Source organism: Aeromonas sp. s9 (genome assembly GCF_040907765.1).
In the GTDB taxonomy this organism is placed as follows: domain Bacteria; phylum Pseudomonadota; class Gammaproteobacteria; order Enterobacterales; family Aeromonadaceae; genus Aeromonas; species Aeromonas caviae.
In genome coordinates this window covers 16,046-34,506 of the sequence record NZ_JBFOCK010000078.1, presented here as the reverse complement: position 1 = coordinate 34,506, position 18,461 = coordinate 16,046, and the positions used below count along the sequence as shown (strand labels likewise).

Genomic DNA, 18,461 nt, shown 5'->3' with positions numbered 1-18,461 from the left:
GACCAGACTATAAAGAAGTCACATAGTATCAACATTCTCTGGTCGAGCAAGCGGGCCTGAATATTCCCATGACGGGCTTGATGAGCTAAAGCCCTTGAATTGCTGGGTTTATTTTTAACTTGGCTACGACCTATAATGACAGGCCAAGCGAGTTCGTGGTTGCCATTACAGCGGCAGTCAATCAGAATAACCACACCTTCGAGAATGCGAATAAATAGAAATGGCAGACAACAACCAAGCGTTAAAAAAGGCCGGGCTCAAGATCACCTTGCCCCGTGTCAAGATCCTGGAAATCCTGCAACAGCCGGACTGCCAGCACACCAGTGCGGAAGATCTGTACAAACGGCTGATCGATCAGGGCGAGGAGATTGGTCTCGCTACCGTTTATCGCGTTCTCAACCAGTTTGATGATGCCGGTATCGTCACGCGTCACCATTTCGAAGGGGGCAAGTCGGTGTTCGAGCTGGCCACCCAGGAGCACCACGACCACCTGGTCTGCCTCGACTGCGGCAAGGTGATCGAGTTCTCCGACGAGGTGATCGAACAGCGCCAGCGCGACATCGCCAAGGCGCACAACATCCGCCTGACCAACCACAGCCTTTACCTGTATGGCCACTGCGCCAACGGTGACTGCAAGCACGACGATTGATTCGGCCGGGTCGGCACAATAAAAAAGTCAGCATGATGCTGGCTTTTTTATGTCCGCAATCCGGACCAGAAGCGGCAGGGTTTCCCCTGCCCTCTTCTATCAGGCCTCGGCCTTGCCCCAGACGTCACGCAGGGCCACGGTGCGGTTGAACACCAGGCGCTCGGCGCTGGAGAGCTTGTTGTCGGCGCAGAAGTAACCTTCACGCTCGAACTGGTAGGCAAACTCCGGCTTGGCATCCTTCAGGGAAGCTTCCACCCGGGCCCCTTCGATGATCACCAGGGATTCCGGATTCAGAGCCGCTTCGAAGTCATCCTCGGCGCCCGGGTTCGGCACCTTGAACAGACGGTCGTAGAGACGCACTTCGGCCGGCAGGGAGTGAGTGGCGCTGACCCAGTGGATCACCCCTTTCACCTTGCGGCCGTCCGCCGGATCCTTGCCCAGGGTCTCGGGGTCGTAAGAGCAGTAGATGCAGGTGACCTTGCCGTCCGCATCCTTCTCGACCCGCTCGGCCTTGATGACGTAGGCGTTGCGCAGGCGCACTTCCTTGCCCAGCACCAGCCGCTTGAACTGCTTGTTGGCTTCCTCTTTGAAGTCCGCCTCGTCGATGAAGATTTCGCGGGAGAAATGCAGCTCACGGGTCCCCATCTCCGGCTTGTTCGGGTGCGCTGGCGCCGTCAGCACCTCGTCCGCCGCCAGGTTCTCGATCACCACCTTCACCGGGTGCAGCACGGCCATGGCGCGCGGGGCGTTCTCGTTGAGATCGTCGCGGATGCAGGCTTCCAGCATGCTCATCTCAACGATGTTGTCCTGCTTGGTCACACCGATGCGCTTGCAGAACTCGCGGATGGAGGCCGGGGTGTAACCACGGCGGCGCAGACCGGAGACGGTCAGCATGCGCGGATCGTCCCAGCCGTTCACGTGCCCCTCGGTCACCAGCAGGTTCAGCTTGCGCTTGGACATGACGGTGTATTCGAGGTTCAGACGGGAAAACTCGTACTGACGGGGGTGACAGTCGATGCTGATGTTGTCCAGCACCCAGTCATACAGGCGACGGTTGTCCTGGAACTCCAGGGTACACAGGGAGTGGGTGATCCCCTCCAGGGCGTCCGAGATGCAGTGGGTGAAGTCATACATCGGGTAGATGCACCACTCGTCACCGGTCTGGTGGTGGTGGGCAAACTTGATGCGATAGATGACGGGATCGCGCATCACCATGAAGGGGGATGCCATGTCGATCTTGGCGCGCAGGCAGGCGCTCCCTTCGGCCATCTCACCGTTCTTCATCTTGGCGAACAGGGCCAGGTTTTCTTCCACGCTGCGATCGCGGAACGGGCTGTTCTTGCCAGGGGCGGTCAGCGTGCCGCGGTATTCGCGCATCTGCTCCGGGGAGAGCTCGTCCACATAGGCCAGTCCCTTCTCGATGAGCTCGATGGCATAGCCGTGCAGCTTGTGGAAATAGTCGGAGGAGTAGCAGATCTCGCCGCTCCACTGGAAGCCCAGCCACTGGACGTCCTGCTTGATGGACTCCACGAACTCGATGTCTTCCTTCGCCGGGTTGGTGTCATCGAAACGCAGGTTGCACTGACCCTGATAGTCGCGGGCGATGCCGAAGTTCAGGCAGATGGATTTGGCGTGGCCGATATGGAGATAACCGTTCGGCTCCGGCGGGAAACGGGTATGCACGCTGCTGTGCTTACCGCTGGCCAGATCTTCATCAATGATCTGACGAATAAAGTTAGTTGGGCTGTTCGCCTGACTCATGGCTCACCTCAAAAATGCGTCACTGGCGGATGTTGTGCCGGCTGGCACCCTCATACCCCCGCCGTCAAGCCGGGTATGATCCCTCATTACGCGCCCTGCCTCAACCTGAATTTGGCCAATTCGGGTCATTGGCGCACCAAAAACGGCGAAACGGGAGAAATTGCAGAGATCCTGGTCAAAAAAAGCCCCGCACGGGGCGGGGTCTCAAGTGATGAAAAACAGACAAAACACACACAACAAAGGTTCACACGCAGAGTCAACCTTTCCCAAACCCGATGGCCATCGACCTTGGGAAAGGCGGGTCTTGCGACCCACCTTGCGTTATGGATTGAGAGCTATCAGTTCAGCTCGGTGACGCGGCTGGTACGCTTGCCATCGAAGCTGGTGGTACGCAGGTAGACCTTGCCATCCACGGTCGGCTTGGCGGCAGCGTCGTAGGCGCTCCAGCTCTTGCCATCCAGGCTGTACTGGATGGGCAGACCCGGCAGATCCACGTTCGCTTCCAGCACGCCGTTCACCACCTTGGCGCCCGGTACGGAGAGGCGGTATTCCACCCCGGCCTGGTCCAGTTTCGGCAGTACGCGCTGACCCAGCACGTTGGCAAACTGGTTCCACTCCTTGTTCAGGGTGGCCTTGTTCACGTGCTTGGTGGTGCCGGAGAACTCGCGACCCTTCACGTAATCGAGCTCGAAGCCGCCCTTGTGCCAGGCGCGCTCGGCCACGGAGAAGATGCGCGGATAGACCATGTATTCGTACTGGGCATCGGTGCGCACGGTTTCACTCCATTGCTGACCGGAGATCCCCTTGAACTTGACCGGATCCTGGTCACCCTTGGCCACGAAGGCGTTGCCGTCGCGGTCAACCGAGGTCTCGGCGTTCTGCGGCAGGTTTTCCGGGGCGAAGGCGAACACCTTGCGGGTGTCGTTGAAGCGGGTTGCCCAGTAGTAGCCGCGCTCGGCAGGGTGTACCTCGTTCGGGAAGTCGAAGTAGAGGTAATCCGGGTTGGAGAGCACCACGTCATAGCCCTTGTGCGCCCACTTCATCGCCTCGTTGAAACCACCCCAGTAGAGGGTTTCCCAGAAGTTGACCCGGGTCTTGTCGGTGGCGAATACGCTGGCATCCGTGGCGTACTTCAGGCCATCTTCCCACGCCTGCAGGGTGGAGAAGCCGTGGCCCTTGACCATCTCGCTCACTTCCTTGGCAAAGTAGACCGGCAGCTCGGCCACGTCCTTGATCTTGCCATCGTCGATCATCTTCTGGCACATGGGGGACTTGCCGAACGGCTTGTCCTGCTTGCTGGAGTCGACATTGCCCTTCCAGGCCACCAGATCTTCTTTCTTGGTGACGGCCGGATCCTGGTAACCACCGCCCTGCATGATGTTCTTCGCCTCGTCACCACCGTAGTGCCAGGCGGTCAGCGGCTGGCCGGCGGCCTGGTGCATCTGGGCCACTTCGTCCATCACCTTGGCAACGAAGGTGGCGGCACCCGGCTGGCAGGGGTTGATGAAGGACATCTTGTCGTAGAACTGCACCGAGGTGACGTTGGAGGTATCGGCCGGGTCAGTCAGACGGAACTGGTTGGCCTCGGCTTCTTTGCCCTCGCTCATCAGACGCTTGTAGCGTGCCTCCATGGAGACCACGGCGGCACGGGCGTGGGCCGGCATGTTGATCTCGGGGATCACGGTCACACCGCGGGCCTTGGCATAGCGTACCAGGTCGATGTAGTCCGCCTTGCTGTAGAAACCGGAGCCCTGGTTGTCGCTGGTGGGGCCGGAGCCGAGCTGCGGCATCAGGCACTGGGTCTCGGAGAGATCGTGGCAACGCTGGCTGCCGACGTCGGTCAGCTCCGGCAGGCCCGGGATCTCCAGACGCCAGCCTTCATCGTTGGTCAGCCCCAGGTGCAGCACGTTGAGCTTCATGGCGGACATTTGATCCACCAGCTTCTTCATGGTCTCCGGGCTTCTGAAGTGACGGGCCACGTCGGTCTGCATGCCGCGGTATTCAAAGCGCGGCGCATCCTCGACGCTCATCTGGCTCACCAGCTTGTCGTCAACCCCCAGCAGGGAGATCAGAGACTGGGCGCCCCAGAAGGCGCCGTCAACGTCGTGCCCCTGGATGACGGTGCCCTTCTTGCCGATGGTCATGTCGTAGCCTTCGGCCTGCTTGAGCTTGCTGCCGAGCTTGATGGTGACCGGGTAGCCGGTGTCGGAGAGGGTAACACCCAGCTTGGTCAGTTGCGCCTTCAGGGCCTCGGCGCGATCGCTCGGCAGGTCAAGGGCATTGAGCTTGATGGTGGAGAAGTCGACTTGCGGGCCGGCCTTGACCACCTGCTTCATCGGGCTTGGCAGGATGCGGTCGTCAATCTTGCCGGCAGGCAGCAGGGTACTGGTCTGGTTGGCGGCGAAACGGGTCTCGCTGTTCATCAGGGTGTTGTTGTCATCCTTGGTGCGCTTCCAGCCATCGGCCGGCATCGGCTTCTCGTAGGTGCTGGCATCGTCGATGTTGCTCATGCTGGCCAGCACTTTCGGCTCGGCCCCTTCACTGGCGACATACCAGTTCGGCATGATGTCAGATTCGAACAATACCCAGTATTCCACCACCAGGGGCACCTCGACCGTGGCGTCCTTGGCAAAGCCCTGGAACTTCTCGGTCGGCGTCAAACGATAGAGGTCGCCGGTCAGGTGGGTGATGGTGAACTGGTCGTTGTCCACCCGCTGGATGCGGCGGATGGAGGAGACATAGATGCTCCAGTCCTTGGAGGTGACGTCGGCACCGGTATTGGTCAGGTGCAGCTTGGCAACGCCGCAGCTCGCCCACTCGGAGCCCAGCGCCTGGCAATCAAGACCGGCGCCGGCACCGTCATTGGTGACGACTTCGTACTTGACGACGAGGTTGCTGGCGAGGGCGTCGACCACCGCTTGCCTGGCAGCATCGGCTGCAAGTGCGGGACCGGCGAAAACGGTAGACATGGCAATGGCTAACAGAGAATGTTTCAAGTTCATAACTGCTGCTCTCATTTGAAGTAAAGGTTGGATTTTCTTGGCTTTTTTTATATGGGGCCCCGAGGCGGGGCCCTTAGTTATGTCAACAATGGACTTAGACTTGAGGTGAGCGAGTCGCTCGATTAACGCAGGGCTTTCATCTCACCGGCGATGATCTCGGCCAATGGGCCCAGAATCACCTGCAGGTTCTGCTCACCGAGCTTGACCACACCGGCCGCGCCCAGGGCTTTGAGCTTGCGCTCGTCAACGATGCTGCGGTCTTTCAGGGTCAGACGCAGACGGGTGATGCAGGCGTCGATGGTCACCAGGTTCTCCTGACCACCCAGCACTTCCAGATACTGCTTGGCCAGCTCGGTGCGGTCGGTGGTTTGAGCCTGTACCGGCACGGCTTCGTCATCTTCACGACCCGGGGTTTTCAGGTTGAACTTGGCGATCACGGCGCGGAAGACCACGTAGTAGAGGCCGAAGAAGACCAGACCCTGTACCAGCAGCATGTACCACTGGGTCGCCAGCGGGTTGCGGCTGGAGAGCACCATATCCACCAGACCGGCGCTGAAGCCGAAACCGGCGATCCAGTGCATGGAGGCTGCGATGAACACGGAGATACCGGTCAGCAGGGCGTGGATGACGTACAGTACCGGCGCCACGAACATGAAGGAGAACTCGAGCGGCTCGGTCACCCCGGTGAAGAAGGCGGCAAAGGCGGCAGCGATCATGATGGACGCAACCTTCTCTTTGTTCTCTTTCTTCGCGCTGTGGTAGATGGCCAGTGCGGCACCCGGCAGACCGAACATCATGATGGGGAAGAAGCCGGCCTGGTACATGCCGGTCACGCCCACGACAGCCTTGCCGGCGTCGATGGAGGACTGGCCACCCAGGAAGTTCGGGATGTCGTTGATGCCGGCCACGTCGAACCAGAACACGGAGTTCAGGGCGTGGTGCAGACCGACCGGGATCAGCAGACGGTTGAAGAAGGCGTAGATGCCGGCACCGGTGGAGCCCATGCTGACGATGGATTCACCGAAGCTCACCAGGCCACCGTAGATGACCGGCCAGACGGCCATCAGGATGAAGGAGACGACGATCATCACCACGGAGGTCACGATCGGCACCAGACGACGACCGGAGAAGAAAGCCAGCGCCTTGTGCAGCTCCACGCTGCTGAAGCGGTTGTAGAGCTCGGCAGCGATGACACCACACAGGATGCCGACGAACTGGTTGCTGATCTTGGCAAAGGCTGCCGGCACCTGGTCGGCCGGGATACCCTTGATCTGGGCCACGGCGCCCGGGCTCAGCAGGGTGGTGACCACCAGGAAGCCGACCAGACCGGCCAGCGCGGCGGAACCGTCTTTATCCTTGGACATGCCGTAAGCGACGCCGACGGCGAACAGAATGGGCATACTGTCGATGATGGCGGCGCCCGCCTTGATCAGAAACGCAGCCAGAGGGCTTCCGCCACCCCAACCGTTCGGGTCAATCCAGTAGCCCATCCCCATCAGGATCGCGGCGGCAGGCAATACCGCTACCGGCACCATCAGGGCACGGCCGATCTTTTGCAAATAACCGAGAATGTTCACGGTTCCTCTCCTTAGTTGGTGTTTTTCTAGAAATTAAGTGCTTATCACGTTCGACGCATAAGCCATCAAGGCTTGATTGGCAGTCTATGTGTTTTATTTCGCTGCGCAAATTAATAAACCAGCTTTCGTGATCATTATCACTCAACAGAGATAAAGGTAGCCGATAGATGTGGCTTAGTTCGCAATCTTTATTTACGCTATAAAACAACTTGAATCCGTGTCTGGTCCCTTGCCGTCACTCCCTGTGCGGCAACCGTACTGAGGTATATAGAATGCGCCTGATCCCGTTGAAGTCTGCCAGCCAGGTGGGTCTCTGGTCTGCCCGTTACATCGTTGACCGCATCAATGCGTTCAAACCCACTGCCGAGCGCCCCTTCGTGCTGGGTCTGCCCACTGGCGGCACCCCGCTCAACACCTACAAGCGCCTGATTGAGCTGCATAAAGCCGGCGAGGTGAGCTTCCAGAACGTGGTCACCTTCAACATGGACGAGTATGTGGGGCTGCCCAAGGAACATCCGGAGAGCTACCACAGCTTCATGCACAACAACTTCTTCAATCACGTGGACATTCGCCCGGAAAACATCAACATCCTCAATGGCAACGCCGAGGATCTGGTGGCCGAGTGCCAGCGCTACGAAGACAAGATCAAGTCCTACGGCAAAATCCACCTGTTCATGGGCGGCGTCGGCAACGACGGTCACATCGCCTTCAACGAACCGGCCTCTTCCCTGGCTTCCCGTACCCGGGTCAAGACCCTGACCGAAGACACCCGCATCGCCAACTCCCGCTTCTTTGGCGACGACATGGAGCAGGTGCCCAAGCTGGCCCTGACCGTGGGTGTCGGCACCCTGATGGACGCCGAAGAGATCCTGATCCTGGTGGTCGGTCACGCCAAGGCCCAGGCCCTGCAGGCCACCGTGGAGGGCAGCGTCAACCACATGTGGACCATCTCCACCCTGCAACTGCATCCGAAAGGCATCGTCGTGTGCGACGAGCCCTCTACCATGGAGTTGAAGGTCAAGACGGTGCGCTACTTCCAGCAACTGGAAGCCGACAATATCAAGCACCTCTGAGGAGCTCCCATGTACGCTCTGACTAATTGCACTCTCTACACCGGCAGCTGCGTGCTGACCGGTTATGGCGTGGTCATCGATGGCGACAAGATTGTCGCCATCTCCCGCCAGGCAGAACTGCCCGCCGGCATCGAGCAGATTGACCTCCAGGGCGCCAACCTCAGCGCCGGCTTCATCGACGTCCAGCTCAACGGCTGCGGTGGCGTCATGTTCAACGGTCACATCACCACGGACACCCTGGCCACCATGCAGGCGGCCAACCTGAAATCCGGGACAACCAGCTTCCTGCCGACCCTGATCACCAGCCCGGATGCGGACATGAAGCAGGCCGTCGCCGTCACCCGCGACTACATGGCCGCCCACCCCAACGAGGTGCTTGGCGTCCATCTGGAAGGGCCCTACACCAACCTCAAGCGCAAGGGGATCCACCCGGCCGAACAGATCCGCCAGCCCGCCGACGAGATGATCGACTTCTTCTGCGACAACGCGGACGCCATCGCCAAGATCACCCTGGCGCCAGAGCGCAACAAGCCCGAGCACATCCGCCGTCTGGTGGAGGCCGGCATCCTGGTCTCCGCCGGCCACACCGCCGCCAACTACGATCAGGCCATGGCGGGCTTTGACAACGGCATGCGCTTTGCCACCCACCTCTACAACGCCATGACCCCGACCCTGAATGGTCGCGAGCCCGGCGTGGTCGGTGCCATCTACGATCGCAAGGATGTCTATGCGGGCATCATCGTCGACGGCCACCACGTACACTGGGCCAACGTGCGCCTAGCGCACAGGATGCTGGGGGAGCGGCTGGTGCTGGTCACCGATGCCACCGCGGCGGCGGGCGCACCGGAAGGCTTTGAGAAATTTGATTTTTGCGGCGCAACCGTCTATTTCCGCGATGGTAAGTGCGTCGATGAGAATGGTACACTCGGCGGCTCCGCCCTCACCATGATCGAAGGGGTGGAAAATCTGGTCAAACAGGTCGGATTGCCGCTCGACGAAGCACTGAGAATGGCCACCCTTTACCCCGCTCGCGCCATTGGATGGGACTCGCGTCTCGGTAGTATCCAGGTCGGAAAAATTGCCAACCTCACCGTCTTTGATCAGGCCTTCGCGGTCTGCGGGACCGTGGTTAACGGACACTACACAACACAGTGACACTATGACTGGCGGACAAATAGCAAACGTAGATCTTATCAAGCAGGTAAACAGTGCGGTCGTCTATCGCCTCATTGACCTGCAGGGGCCCATCTCGCGGGTCAAAATTGCCGAGTTGAGTCAGCTGGCCCCGGCCAGCGTGACCAAGATAACCCGGCAACTGATCGAGCACGGCCTCATCAGGGAAACCTCGCCGCAAGCCTCCACCGGCGGGCGCCGCGCCATCTCCCTGACCACCATCAAGCATCGCTTCCAGTTTGTGTCCGCCAAGCTGGGTCGCGGCTACCTGCAGCTCTCCCTGTATGACCTCGACGGCAAGGAGCTCGATCAGCACATCACCCAGGTGACCGAGATCGAGCAGCAACCCGTGGTGGACATGCTGCTGCGGGAGATTGGCGCCTTCATCGACGCCAATCAGGATCGCAGCCGCAACCTCATCAGCATCGCGCTGACCATGCCGGGTCTGGTCAACCCGGAATCCGGCATGGTCATCTACACCCCCACCTACCAGATCCGCAACCTGGGGCTCGCCAAGCTCCTGGAGCACCACTTCAACCTCCCCTGCTACGTGGGCAACGACACCCGTTCGCTGGCGCTGGCCGAACACTTCTTCGGCGAGTCCCGCGACTGCATGGACTCCATCCTGGTGAGTGTCCACCAGGGGACGGGCTCGGGCATCATCACCAAGGGCAAGGTGTTTCTCGGCCAGAACCGCAACGTCGGTGAAATAGGCCACATCCAGGTCGAACCTCTTGGCAAGCGCTGCCACTGCGGCAACTTCGGCTGCCTCGAGACCATCGCCTCCAACGAGGCCATCGTCGACAAGGTGAAGGAGCTCATCAGCCGCGGTCACCTGAGTTCGTTGCAAGAGAAGCACATCACCATCCAGGAGGTGTGCAAGGCGGCGGTGGCCGGTGACGAGCTGGCCCGCAGCGTGATCGAGAACGTGGGGGAGCACCTGGGGCGCGCCATCGCCATCACGGTCAACCTGTTCAACCCCCAGAAGGTGCTCATCGCCGGTGAAATCACCGCCGCCGAAGAGATCCTGATCCCGGCCATCCGCCGCTGTGTCGAGCACCAGTCTCTGCCAAGTTTCCATCGCGGCCTGCCCATCGTGAAGGCGCGCTTCCAGAACCAGCCCACCATCGGCGGCTTCGCCCTGGTCAAGCGCTCCCTGCTGGAAGGGGATCTGCTGCAGATCATCATGGAGCAGAAGTAAGGTCCACCCCTTCGGATACGAAAACGGCAGCCAGTGGCTGCCGTTTTTTTATGGTCTGTTTTCGCCGGTTCACCCCGCCCGGCACGGTTTGAACAGATCCAGCTTGCCGTCATAGACCTGGGTCTGCACGTCCATGATACCGAGCATGGAGTGGAACAGGTTGTCGTGGGAGAAGCGCTTGCTGGCTGCCTCCTGTTGCAGGCAATCCAGATTGAGCTGACGGTCTGCCTGCAACTGGGGAGAGAACCAGGTCAGGAGCGGCACCCGGGTCTGATCGTCCGGTGCGAACTTGTAGGGGGTGCCGTGCAGATAGAGCCCCATGGCGCCGAGGGATTCGCCGTGATCCGACAGATAGACCAGCCCCACGTTGTACTGGCTCTCCAGGCTCTTGAGCTTGTCGATGAGCTGGGCCAGCACCTTGTCGGTGTAGCGGATGGTGTTGTCATAGGTGTTCACCAGCTCTTCGTTGCTGCAGTTCTCGATGTCGCTGCGCGGGCAGTCCGGCAGGAAGACGCGATCGGCGGCCGGGTAGCGGCGATAGTAGGTCGGACCGTGGCTGCCCATCAGGTGGAAGGCCACCAGCTTGCTGCCCTGCTTGCCCTGCATGTCAGCGATCTGCTGATCCAGCCCCTGCAACAGCACCTCGTCATGACAGGCATTGCCGGAGCAGTATGCGGGGAATGCCTTGGGCTCAATCTCGATGGTGGGGACGTTTTTGCACACCCCCTTGCAGCCGCCGTCGTTTTCCTTCCAGAGCACCGAGATCCCGGCATGTTGCAGCACGTCCAGCAAGCCGTCCTGGGACTGGGCCCTGGCCTCGTCATAGCCGCGCCGGGTCATGTTCGAGAACATGCAGGGCACGGAGAGCGCAGTAGCGGTGCCGCAGGAGCGCACGTTCCTGAACGAGACCATATTGGCCTCCTTCTCGGTGAAGCCGTTGGTCTCCTTCTTGTAGCCGTTGAGGGAGTAGTTCTGGCTGCGAGCCGTCTCCCCCACCACCAGGAACATCAGGGTCGGCTTCTCGTGCTGGCCGATCACCCTGGCATCGGTGCCGATCTGCTGGTAGGGAATGGGAGTGGCGAAGACCACATCCCGGGCGTACTTGTAGAGCCCGTGCACATAGTTGGCGGGCACTATCTCCTTGCCGAGGGACTTGTTGTTGCGCCCGACCGAGGCGTAATCCTGGTAATAGAGGGCGGCAGCCCCCATCAGAAACAGCAAGGAGAGCGCGATGGAACCGAGGCGCAGACCCAGCCCCTTGTACCAGGGACGGGGATACTCAATCTTCACCCACAACAGGACCAGCACCGGCAACAGGCCGGTCAGCAGGAACCAGAGCACCACGGAACCGTTGAGGTAGGAGCCCGCCTCCCCGCTGTTGGTCTCGATGATGTTCTGCATCATGCCCATGTCGAAGATCACCCCGTACTTGAGCATGGCGTAGCTGACGAGGGAGCCGGTCATGATGAGCAAGGCGAAGAAGGGCTTGAGCAGATAACGGAAAGTAAAGGGCAGGAACACCGCGTTGAGGGCCGCCACCAGTACCAGGGGAATGGAGAGGACAAACCCCGCCTTGACGTGTTCAAGGGCGCTGAGAATGCGATAAAAGTGCAGGAAAATGGGCCAGTTGAAGACCAGTGCAAACAGCAGCACCAGCAACAGATTGACCTTCATCACTCCCAGAGTGAGACGCATAGAGAGACTCCGACAAACCAGTGGAACTAACAACCTGCCAGCAGGCTTCGTGGTGACCATCCCGACACTCGGCCCTGAAAAACAGGACATGAGCCAGGGAGGTCCAGATACGGGGTCATCCTAGGACGGCAAACTTAAGCGAACATTAAGAGAAGAAATCGAACCACAAGGGGAGGTGCGCGGTCTGGCACATAAAAAAACGGCAGCCCGGGCTGCCGTTTTTGCGAAGGTGAACAAGGTGTCGCACCTGTGTGTTCGCGAACCTGAACAGGGTCGCGGCAATCTCGTCGGAGCCGGGGAAGAGGACCGTTGTGGTCGCCCTCCCCTTTGCCCTGAGGGATCACAGGGTCGCGGCGATCTCGTCGGAGATGGAGCCGTTGTGGTACACCTCCTGCACGTCGTCCAGATCTTCCAGCATGTCGATGAGGCGCATCAGCTTGGGCGCGGTCTCGGCATCCAGTTCCGCCTCGGTGGAGGGGATCATGGTCACTTCGGCGCTCTCGGGCTTGAAGCCGGCAGCTTCCAGACCGTCCAGCACGGTGCCGAAGTCGTTCGGGGTGGTGTAGACCTCGATGGTGCCATCTTCTTCGGTTACCACGTCGTCGGCACCGGCTTCCAGGGCGGCGTCCATCAGGGCGTCTTCATCGGCGCCCACGAAGGTCAGCACCCCCTTCTTGGTGAACAGATAGGCCACGGAGCCGTCGGTCCCCAGGTTGCCGCCGCACTTGCTGAAGGCGTGACGCACTTCGGCCACGGTACGGTTGCGGTTGTCGGTCAGGCACTCCACCATGACGGCGGAACCGGCCGGGCCGTACCCTTCGTACACGATGGTCTCGAGCTGCTCGCCGTCACCGCCGCCGGCCCCACGGGCGATGGCACGGTTGATGGTGTCACGGGTCATGTTGCTGGTCAGGGCTGCCGCCACCGCCGCACGCAGGCGCGGGTTGTTGGCAGGATCGGCATCACCCAGACGCGCGGAGGTGGTGATTTCGCGGATCAGCTTGGTGAAGATCTTGCCGCGCTTGGCGTCTTGCGCCGCCTTGCGGTGTTTGATGTTGGCCCATTTACTGTGACCTGCCATAGGGACTCTCCGTTATAGTTGGAAATTTCAGTAACACTGGTATCGACCAGGGGGAAACGGGAAAGGCCGCATCGCTGCGGCCTTTGTTGCCGATAACGGCTTATTCGTCACCCTTGACGGTGGTCGCAACCGCCAGCTCGCCCAGTTGGGCCGGGTTGGCAAAGCTCGGGGCGTCTGTCATCAGACAGGCGGCCGCTGTGGTTTTCGGGAAGGCGATGACATCCCGGATGTTGTCGGTGCCGGTCAGCAGCATGCTGAGGCGGTCCAGACCGAAGGCCAGGCCGGCGTGGGGCGGGGTGCCGTATTTCAGGGCATCCAGCAGGAAGCCGAACTTCAGGCGCTGCTCGTCCGGGGTGATCCCCAGGATGTCGAACACGGTGGACTGCATCTCGCTGTTGTGGATACGCACAGAACCGCCACCCACTTCGTAGCCGTTGATCACCATGTCGTAGGCGTTGGCGTAAGCGCCCACCGGGTTCGCTTTCAGCTCGGCCGGGCCCAGGTTGCTCGGGGCGGTGAAGGGGTGGTGCATGGCCGCCAGGCCGCCTTCGCCATCTTCCTCGAACATGGGGAAGTCGATGACCCACAGGGGCTTCCAGACGTTCTCCACCAGGCCCAGATCGCGGCCCACCTTCAGGCGCAGGGCGCCCATGGCGTCGCACACCACTTTCTTGGAGTCGGCGCCGAAGAAGATGATGTCGCCGTCCATCGCGCCGGTGCGGGCCAGGATCTCGCGCACGATGGCGTCAGAGAGGAACTTGGCCACCGGGGACTGCACCCCTTCGAGGCCGCTCCCGGCGTCGTTGACCTTCATCCAGGCCAGGCCCTTGGCACCGTAGATGCCGACGAACTTGGTGTACTCGTCGATCTGCTTGCGAGACAGCTCGGCGCCGCCCGGTACCTTCAGGGCCGCCACACGGCCTTTCGGATCCTTGGCCGGGCCGGCGAACACGGCGAATTCCACCTCGGTCAAGAGATCTGCCACATCGACCAGCTCCATGGGCAAACGCAGGTCCGGCTTGTCGGAGCCGAAGCGGCGCATGGCCTCGTCGAAGGTCATGATGGGGAAGTCACCCAGGTCCACGTTCAGGATGTGCAGCCAGAGCTTGCGGATCATCTCTTCCATGATTTCACGCACCTGGGGCGCGGTCATGAAGGAGGTCTCCACGTCGATCTGGGTGAATTCCGGCTGGCGGTCGGCACGCAGGTCTTCGTCGCGGAAGCACTTGACGATCTGGTAGTAGCGATCGAACCCGGACATCATCAGCAACTGCTTGAACAGCTGGGGGGACTGCGGCAGGGCGTAGAACTTGCCCTTGTGCACGCGGCTCGGCACCAGGTAGTCACGGGCCCCTTCCGGGGTCGCCTTGGTCAGCATCGGGGTCTCGATGTCGAGGAAGCCGTGCTCGTCCATGAAGCGGCGCACGAAGGCACTGGCCTTGGCACGGGTCTTCAGGTACTTGGCCATCTCGGGACGACGCAGGTCCAGGTAGCGGTACTTGAGGCTCACCTCTTCGCTGTTGACCTGGTTGAAGTCAAGGGGCAGCGGCTCGGCACGGTTGATGATGGTCAGCTCGTGGGCGAACACCTCGATGGCACCGGTGGCCATGTCGCTGTTGCGCTGGGAGTCGGGGCGGGTACGCACCACACCGGTCACCTGGATGCAGAACTCGCCGCGCAGCTCGGAGGCCAGGGCAAAGGCGTCCGGCTTGTCCGGATCGAAGAACACCTGCACGATGCCCTCGCGATCGCGCATGTCGATAAAGATGAGGCCGCCGAGATCACGACGACGATGGACCCAACCGCACAATGTAATGGTCTGCCCAGCATGGGCCTCATTGACCTGTCCGCAATAGATAGAGCGCATGGACTTCTTCCTTCGAAATGGTAGAGAGACGGTTCATCCTGGGTCGCCGGGCACGACTGGCAAGCACCGTCTGTCTCACAGCTGGCCAGATCCTGCTTCTTGCCCGGTTTGAAATCTGTCTCGGGTCATCCGGCTCCCCGAGCCGGATTCTTGCCGCTGCCCCAGGCATGCCCCCGATCCCGACCGGGATGACGAGTGGGCGCCGGGGTATCGGCTGGCGTCGTTGTCTGGCCACTGCCGGGCCGCGATCATCGTCACCCGGGGGCTCGGTCGCGCGCATTACGACAATGTGGCAAACAAAAGGGTTGGCATTATAGAGGAAAACCTCCATTTGGGTAAAATGGCCCGCAGCCCCCTTTACCCTGTTTTTTGTTGTTCTGGCGCAAAAAGGAGGGCAAAAGTGCGCCAACCTGCCGACAGGAACCATCATGAGCCTCTATTTGGGCCTGCCCCAGTGGTCACACACGGCCTGGCCCGGCCAGTTGCTGGGGATGAATGCCAGGCCCGCCGAGCACCTCGCCGACTATGCCAGGGTGTTCAACTCCGTGGAGGGCAACACCACCTTCTACGCCTCACCGACCCCGGAGACGGTGCAGCGCTGGGCCGATGCGGTCCCCGACCACTTTCGCTTCAGCTTCAAGTTTCCCAAGGAGATCAGCCACCAGAGCGATCTGGTGAGCGCGGACAAACAGGTGACGACCTTCATCCGCCTGCTGGCCCCCCTGCATGACAAGCTGGGGCTGCTCAAGCTGCAACTGCCCGCCCGCTTCGGGCCAGAGGGGCTGGCCCGTCTGGATGCCTTCTTCGCGCGGCTGCCCCAGGATTTCACCTATGCCCTCGAGGTGCGCCACCCCGATTTCTTCGCCAAGGGGGAGGCGGAACGGGCCCTCAACCGGATGCTGATGGCGCGGGGCATCAATCGCATCATGCTCGACAGCCGCCCGCTCTTCTCGGTGCCCGCCACCACGGCCGCCATGATCGATGCCCAGGGCAAGAAACCCAGGTTGCCGGTCCATCTGCTGGCCACAGGGGGTGCCCCGGTGGTGCGCCTGATTGGTTTGCCTCAAATCGAGGACAATAACCCATTTTTGCCACCATGGTTGCCACATTGGAAACAATGGCTCCAGGAGGGCAAGGATCTCTACCTCTTTGTCCACACCGCCGACAATGCCCGGGCCCCCGAACTCGCACGGCAGATCAGCCGCCTGCTCGGCCAGGAGATGGCCCCCTGGCCGGGAGAAAACGATCGCGCCCGCCAGGGGGTGCTGCCCTTTTGAGCGCCCCCCTCCCCGCCCCTTCTCCGTCCCCAAAAAAAGCCGCTTTTTTTGTGGTCCCACCGGGGTTGGCGTCAAGACAAACGCCCGCCTTTCCTCTACACTAGCGCCCCAAGTAAGGTCCCGGGCCTGGGTGCATGGCAATGCGTTGCCCACCCCAGCTCGGCACCCTGAGGGCCCGGACCATGGCCCGTTGCGAACAGGGGCAGCCCGAAGGATCCCGGAGCAAGCCACCCCGTTCGTCAACCGGTGACGACGCCATTTCGATGCCCGTCCACCCAAGATTCAATTGAATAAAACAGCCGCCCACCACACCGGCTGTCAGGTTGCGTCAGCATGCACGATCAGATTTTTGCCGCCCCCATCGCCCGTCTGGGAGACTTCTGCTTTGACGAGCAGGTCGTCGACGTCTTCCCCGACATGATCCAGCGCTCGGTGCCCGGTTACAGCAACATCATCTCCGCCATCGGCATGATGGCCGCTCGCTACGCCCAGCCCCAGAGCCGCCTCTACGATCTCGGCTGCTCCCTCGGCGCCGCGACCCAGGCCATGCGCCGCCACGTCACCCAGCCCGGCTGCCAGATCACGGCGGTGGATCTCTCCCACCCCATGATCGAGCGGGCCCGCGCTCACCTCTCGGGCTTCAAGTCCGAGGTACCGGTAGATCTGGTGGAGGCGGACATCTGCGACATCCCCATCGAGAACGCCTCCGTGGTGGTGCTCAACTTCACCCTGCAGTTCGTCGCCCCCGAGAAGCGGGCCGCCCTCATCGCGCGCATCTTTGACGGCCTGCGCCCCGGCGGCATCCTCATCCTGAGCGAGAAGTTCCGCTTCGATGACGAGCAGGTCAACGAGCTGCTCATCGACTTGCACCTCGACTTCAAGCGGGCCAACGGCTACAGCGAGCTGGAAATCAGCCAGAAGCGCACCGCCCTTGAGAACGTGATGCGCACCGACACCCTGGCGGTCCATCAGGCGCGCCTGCGGGACGCCGGCTTCACCCACCTGGACCTCTGGTTCCAGTGCTTCAACTTCGGCTCCATGATTGCCATCAAAGCCAGCGACACCAACTAAGCCATGATCGATTTCGCCCATTTTTATCAACTGATCGCTAAGAACCGGTTGAGCCACTGGCTGCACACCCTGCCCGCCCAGCTGCACGCCTGGCAGCACGACAACCTGCACGGGGATCTGCCGCGCTGGAACCGCGCCCTCGCCAAGCTACCTGTCGTGGCCCCCGGCCGGATCGAGCTCAAAGAGCGGGTCGCCATCGGCGGCTCCGATAGCCTGGGAGAGGGTGAGCGCAAGAAGACCGAGAACCTGTTGCGCCAGCTCATGCCCTGGCGCAAGGGCCCCTTCCATGTGCACGGCATCCACATCGACACCGAGTGGCGCTCCGACTGGAAGTGGGATCGGGTGCTGCCCCACATCAGCCCGCTCCAGGGCCGCTACGTGCTGGACGTGGGCTGCGGCAGCGGCTACCACCTCTGGCGCATGGTGGGGGAAGGGGCGAAACTGGCGGTCGGCATCGACCCGAGCCCGCTGTTCCTCTGCCAGTTCGAAGCCATTCGCCACTTCATGGACAACGACCAGCGCGCCCACCTGCTGCCGCTCGGTATCCAGGAGCTGCCGGAGCTGCGGGCCTTTGACACCGTCTTCTCCATGGGGGTGCTCTATCATCGCAAGTCCCCCATCGAGCACATCGAGCAATTGCGCAACCAGCTCAAAGACGATGGGGAGCTGGTGCTCGAAACCCTGGTGGTGGACGGCGACGAAAACCAGGTGCTGATGCCCTCCGATCGCTACGGCAAGATGCGCAACGTCTGGTTCCTCCCCTCGAGCGCGGCCCTCACACGCTGGGTCGAGCGCTGCGGGTTCACCGATGTGCGCATCGTCGACGAGAATATGACCAGCACCGACGAACAGCGTCGTACCGACTGGATGATTAACGAGTCCCTGAGTGACTATCTGGATCCACACAATCCTGCACTCACGGTCGAAGGATACCCGGCACCCAAACGTGCCGTACTGATCGCCAGAAAGGCCAAAGACTAGCCGATGGCGGCTGTGGAAGTTACACTGACCCAATTCCAGGAAGCACAGTTAAA

The 18,461-nt window shown here is 61.1% G+C and carries 13 protein-coding genes; 7 read left to right on the top strand and 6 right to left on the bottom strand.

The features are described from left to right. The first annotated feature begins 220 nt into the window (after window positions 1-220). The gene (fur, locus tag AB5Y54_RS16255) at window positions 221-649 is read left to right on the top strand and encodes a ferric iron uptake transcriptional regulator (protein WP_010674102.1); all 429 of its coding nucleotides are present in this window, start codon (window positions 221-223) and stop codon (window positions 647-649) included. A 99-nt stretch (window positions 650-748) separates the two neighbouring features. Here the strand turns inward: fur and glnS are convergent, their stop codons facing one another. The 3 genes from glnS to nagE all read right to left on the bottom strand — a co-directional run bounded on the left by glnS (window position 749) and on the right by nagE (window position 6,989). Then, window positions 749-2,410 carry a glutamine--tRNA ligase gene (gene glnS / locus AB5Y54_RS16250; RefSeq protein WP_010674101.1) on the bottom strand — a complete coding sequence of 554 codons (1,662 nt, stop codon included), beginning with the start codon at window positions 2,408-2,410 and terminating at the stop codon, window positions 749-751. A gap of 338 nt (window positions 2,411-2,748) precedes the next feature. Beyond that, window positions 2,749-5,412: a beta-N-acetylhexosaminidase gene (locus tag AB5Y54_RS16245; protein ID WP_368154021.1), complete on the bottom strand. Its 2,664-nt coding sequence runs from the start codon at window positions 5,410-5,412 to the stop codon at window positions 2,749-2,751. Window positions 5,413-5,534: 122 nt separating this feature from the next. Then, a complete protein-coding gene (nagE, locus tag AB5Y54_RS16240; RefSeq protein ID WP_368154020.1) occupies window positions 5,535-6,989 on the bottom strand; it encodes an N-acetylglucosamine-specific PTS transporter subunit IIBC in 1,455 nt (484 codons plus the stop codon). A gap of 272 nt (window positions 6,990-7,261) precedes the next feature. Here nagE and nagB point away from each other — a divergent pair, with 272 nt between their 5' ends. The 3 genes from nagB to AB5Y54_RS16225 are packed head-to-tail and all read left to right on the top strand — an operon-like array spanning window position 7,262 to window position 10,436. Continuing rightward, on the top strand, window positions 7,262-8,062 hold the full coding sequence (gene nagB, locus AB5Y54_RS16235) for a glucosamine-6-phosphate deaminase (RefSeq protein WP_368154019.1): 801 nt from the start codon (window positions 7,262-7,264) through the stop codon (window positions 8,060-8,062). A 9-nt stretch (window positions 8,063-8,071) separates the two neighbouring features. Beyond that, window positions 8,072-9,217: an N-acetylglucosamine-6-phosphate deacetylase gene (gene nagA, locus AB5Y54_RS16230; RefSeq protein WP_368154018.1), complete on the top strand. Its 1,146-nt coding sequence runs from the start codon at window positions 8,072-8,074 to the stop codon at window positions 9,215-9,217. 4 nt (window positions 9,218-9,221) lie between these two features. Then, on the top strand, window positions 9,222-10,436 hold the full coding sequence (locus AB5Y54_RS16225; RefSeq protein ID WP_010674096.1) for an ROK family protein: 1,215 nt from the start codon (window positions 9,222-9,224) through the stop codon (window positions 10,434-10,436). A gap of 69 nt (window positions 10,437-10,505) precedes the next feature. Here AB5Y54_RS16225 and AB5Y54_RS16220 read toward each other — a convergent pair whose 3' ends face one another. The 3 genes from AB5Y54_RS16220 to aspS form a co-directional block, all read right to left on the bottom strand. Further along, entirely contained in the window at window positions 10,506-12,131 is a 1,626-nt protein-coding gene (locus AB5Y54_RS16220; protein ID WP_119196815.1) for a phosphoethanolamine transferase, read from the bottom strand. Between the two features lie 340 nt (window positions 12,132-12,471). After that, window positions 12,472-13,212 carry a YebC/PmpR family DNA-binding transcriptional regulator gene (locus tag AB5Y54_RS16215; RefSeq protein ID WP_010674094.1) on the bottom strand — a complete coding sequence of 247 codons (741 nt, stop codon included), beginning with the start codon at window positions 13,210-13,212 and terminating at the stop codon, window positions 12,472-12,474. Between the two features lie 100 nt (window positions 13,213-13,312). Continuing rightward, window positions 13,313-15,079 carry an aspartate--tRNA ligase gene (gene aspS / locus AB5Y54_RS16210; RefSeq protein WP_368154017.1) on the bottom strand — a complete coding sequence of 589 codons (1,767 nt, stop codon included), beginning with the start codon at window positions 15,077-15,079 and terminating at the stop codon, window positions 13,313-13,315. A 428-nt stretch (window positions 15,080-15,507) separates the two neighbouring features. Between aspS and AB5Y54_RS16205 the strand changes: the two genes are divergently transcribed. From AB5Y54_RS16205 to cmoB, 3 genes are all read left to right on the top strand, one after another. After that, the gene (locus AB5Y54_RS16205) at window positions 15,508-16,356 is read left to right on the top strand and encodes a DUF72 domain-containing protein (RefSeq protein ID WP_368154016.1); all 849 of its coding nucleotides are present in this window, start codon (window positions 15,508-15,510) and stop codon (window positions 16,354-16,356) included. Between the two features lie 333 nt (window positions 16,357-16,689). Further along, a complete protein-coding gene (gene cmoA / locus AB5Y54_RS16200) occupies window positions 16,690-17,427 on the top strand; it encodes a carboxy-S-adenosyl-L-methionine synthase CmoA (RefSeq protein WP_042882621.1) in 738 nt (245 codons plus the stop codon). A gap of 3 nt (window positions 17,428-17,430) precedes the next feature. Further along, entirely contained in the window at window positions 17,431-18,408 is a 978-nt protein-coding gene (gene cmoB, locus AB5Y54_RS16195; protein ID WP_368154015.1) for a tRNA 5-methoxyuridine(34)/uridine 5-oxyacetic acid(34) synthase CmoB, read from the top strand. Window positions 18,409-18,461: the final 53 nt, after the last annotated feature.

Excerpts from the sequence above, each read along its gene's own strand:
- nagA (WP_368154018.1), top strand. The coding sequence starts at position 8,072 with ATGTACGCTCTGACTAATTGCACTCTCTACACCGGCAGCTGCGTGCTG.
- cmoA (WP_042882621.1), top strand. The coding sequence starts at position 16,690 with ATGCACGATCAGATTTTTGCCGCCCCCATCGCCCGTCTGGGAGACTTC.
- AB5Y54_RS16225 (WP_010674096.1), top strand. The coding sequence starts at position 9,222 with ATGACTGGCGGACAAATAGCAAACGTAGATCTTATCAAGCAGGTAAAC.
- AB5Y54_RS16205 (WP_368154016.1), top strand. The coding sequence starts at position 15,508 with ATGAGCCTCTATTTGGGCCTGCCCCAGTGGTCACACACGGCCTGGCCC.
- AB5Y54_RS16220 (WP_119196815.1), bottom strand. The coding sequence starts at position 12,131 with ATGCGTCTCACTCTGGGAGTGATGAAGGTCAATCTGTTGCTGGTGCTG.
- fur (WP_010674102.1), top strand. The coding sequence starts at position 221 with ATGGCAGACAACAACCAAGCGTTAAAAAAGGCCGGGCTCAAGATCACC.
- nagB (WP_368154019.1), top strand. The coding sequence starts at position 7,262 with ATGCGCCTGATCCCGTTGAAGTCTGCCAGCCAGGTGGGTCTCTGGTCT.
- AB5Y54_RS16245 (WP_368154021.1), bottom strand. The coding sequence starts at position 5,412 with ATGAACTTGAAACATTCTCTGTTAGCCATTGCCATGTCTACCGTTTTC.
- glnS (WP_010674101.1), bottom strand. The coding sequence starts at position 2,410 with ATGAGTCAGGCGAACAGCCCAACTAACTTTATTCGTCAGATCATTGAT.
- AB5Y54_RS16215 (WP_010674094.1), bottom strand. The coding sequence starts at position 13,212 with ATGGCAGGTCACAGTAAATGGGCCAACATCAAACACCGCAAGGCGGCG.
- aspS (WP_368154017.1), bottom strand. The coding sequence starts at position 15,079 with ATGCGCTCTATCTATTGCGGACAGGTCAATGAGGCCCATGCTGGGCAG.
- cmoB (WP_368154015.1), top strand. The coding sequence starts at position 17,431 with ATGATCGATTTCGCCCATTTTTATCAACTGATCGCTAAGAACCGGTTG.